The organism is Desulfovibrio piger ATCC 29098 (assembly GCF_000156375.1).
Lineage (GTDB): Bacteria > Desulfobacterota > Desulfovibrionia > Desulfovibrionales > Desulfovibrionaceae > Desulfovibrio > Desulfovibrio piger.
On the sequence record NZ_DS996353.1, the window covers coordinates 1 to 2,001 of the forward strand.

Here is a 2,001-nt window from a genome sequence, read left to right on the forward strand (position 1 = left end):
CTTGCAGCCACTATCCCTTTATTCCTATAAGTTGCAAAAAATCCGTAAGGTATATGAGCCCTTTTAGAACCTTATTTATGCGCTCTAGTCCTTGACATATCGCTGTGAACAGAATGGGAAAAATCGCAAAAAGGCACCTACCCTGCAGAGAGTATGTGCCTGAAATCTGTGGCGCGCCCGGGAGGATTCGAACCCCCGGCCAAGAGCTTAGAAGGCTCCTGCTCTATCCACCTGAGCTACGAGCGCGTGCTGTCCTTATAGGTGGCAAGCGTCTGTCCGTCAAGAGGGGGCCCGCGGTCACGGTCCGGGCGGTGTGGCGGGGAAGATCACAATGCCTGCCCGGTCTGAAATCGAGGCCCCGGCCGGAGGTCCCTATTTTTTCTTCAGGAGAGGGGGACACGTCCGCCACGCGCCGGCGCCCTTGTCTTCCGCATCCGGGCGTGGCAAATTCTTACGTACTGGCATGTTTTTATCGTTTCAGGCACGCGGGAGGTCCCATGAATTTTCAGGAACAGTGGCGCAAATTGCTCCTTCCCCTGCGCTACGGGGGCAGCGGTGTGGATTTTAAAAAGCTGGACCCGGCCCGCAGCCCGTTTTTGCAGGACAGGGACCGTATCATCTATTCCAGTTCGTTCCGGCGTCTGGCCCGGAAGACGCAGGTGCATCCGCAGGTGCGTAACGACCATATCCACACGCGTCTCAGCCATTCGCTGGAAGTCAGCAGCGTGGGGCGTTCGCTGGGCGCCATGGCAGGCTATTTTTTGCGCCGCCGGGGCGAGCTGCCGGATTATGCCGCGCCGGAATTCCCCGGCCAGATCCTGGAGGCCGCCTGCCTGGCCCACGATATCGGCAATCCGCCTTTCGGCCATGCGGGCGAGTTCGCCATCCGCGACTGGTTCGGGGATCCGGCCAACCACATCTATGTGAACGCGCTGGAGGAGACGCAGCAAAGCGACTTCCGCTGCTTCGACGGCAACGCCCAGGGCTTCCGGGTGGTCAACGTGGTGGAGAACAACCGCGATCAGGGCGGGTTCAGGCTCACCTATCCCACGCTGGCCAGCATGGTCAAATATCCCTGGGATTCCTGGCAGTCCCGTGCGCGTGGCGGCAAGTGCAAGTTCAACTACTATCAGGCCGAGGCCGCCATCTTCGAGGATGTGTTCCGCGCCCTGGGCCTGAAGACGCGCCGGGGCGACTTTGCCCGGCATCCGCTTTCCCTGCTGGCCGAAGCGGCCGACGATACCTGCTACCGCATCGTGGACATGGAAGACGCCCGCGAGCTGGACATCATCACGCTGGCGGACATCCTGAAGGTGGTGGAGCCTCTGGCCCCTAGCCTGAAACTCGATCCGCAACGGCTGGAAGATATGGGCTCCGACCGGGAGCGGGCCGGGTATGTGCGGGCCCGCGTCATCGGCCATGTGACCGCGAGCCTGTTCGAGACCTTCGCCACCCAGTACGAGCGCATCATGCGCCGGGAATGCGAAGGCCCGCTCATGGACATGGCGCCGGAAGACGTACGGGCCTACATGGCCAGTGCCAAAGAGATTTTCAACGAACGCATCCTCAAAAACAGCCACAAGACGGCGCTGGAGATCGGTTCCTACAGCGTCTACAAGCGCCTGCTGGATACGTTCATCCCGGCCTGCCATCGCCGTATCTGCGATCCCGGACGGCTCACCTACAAGGAACAGCAGGCCCTGCAGCTCATGGGCGGGCATGCGCCGCGCCGTGAGGATGACCTGTACGTCTCCTATCTGCGGGTGCTGGATTTCATCACCGGCATGACCGACCAGTACGCCAGTTTCGTGTCCACGCAGTTCCTGGGCACGTCCTGCTAGCGGAAGCATTCTTCACAGGGGCGGAGGGCCCCGGAAGCCGGAGGGCAGGGGCATCCCCGCCTTTCCGGTGCTATGGTGTCGCGCCCTGAAAAGGGCGCTTTTTGATTGGGGCTGCCAGCGTGCGGTCCCCGGGGCATCGGCCTGCCTGAAAGTCCGCGAC

General features: G+C 61.6%; 1 protein-coding gene and 1 tRNA gene. One reads left to right on the top strand and one right to left on the bottom strand.

The features are described 5' to 3' along the window. Positions 1 to 169 precede the first annotated feature (169 nt). A tRNA-Arg gene (locus DESPIG_RS01575) sits at positions 170 to 246 on the bottom strand. 251 nt (positions 247 to 497) lie between these two features. Between DESPIG_RS01575 and DESPIG_RS01580 the strand changes: the two genes are divergently transcribed. Then, positions 498 to 1,841 carry a deoxyguanosinetriphosphate triphosphohydrolase gene (locus tag DESPIG_RS01580; RefSeq protein ID WP_006004240.1) on the top strand — a complete coding sequence of 448 codons (1,344 nt, stop codon included), beginning with the start codon at positions 498 to 500 and terminating at the stop codon, positions 1,839 to 1,841. The last annotated feature ends 160 nt before the right edge of the window (positions 1,842 to 2,001 follow it).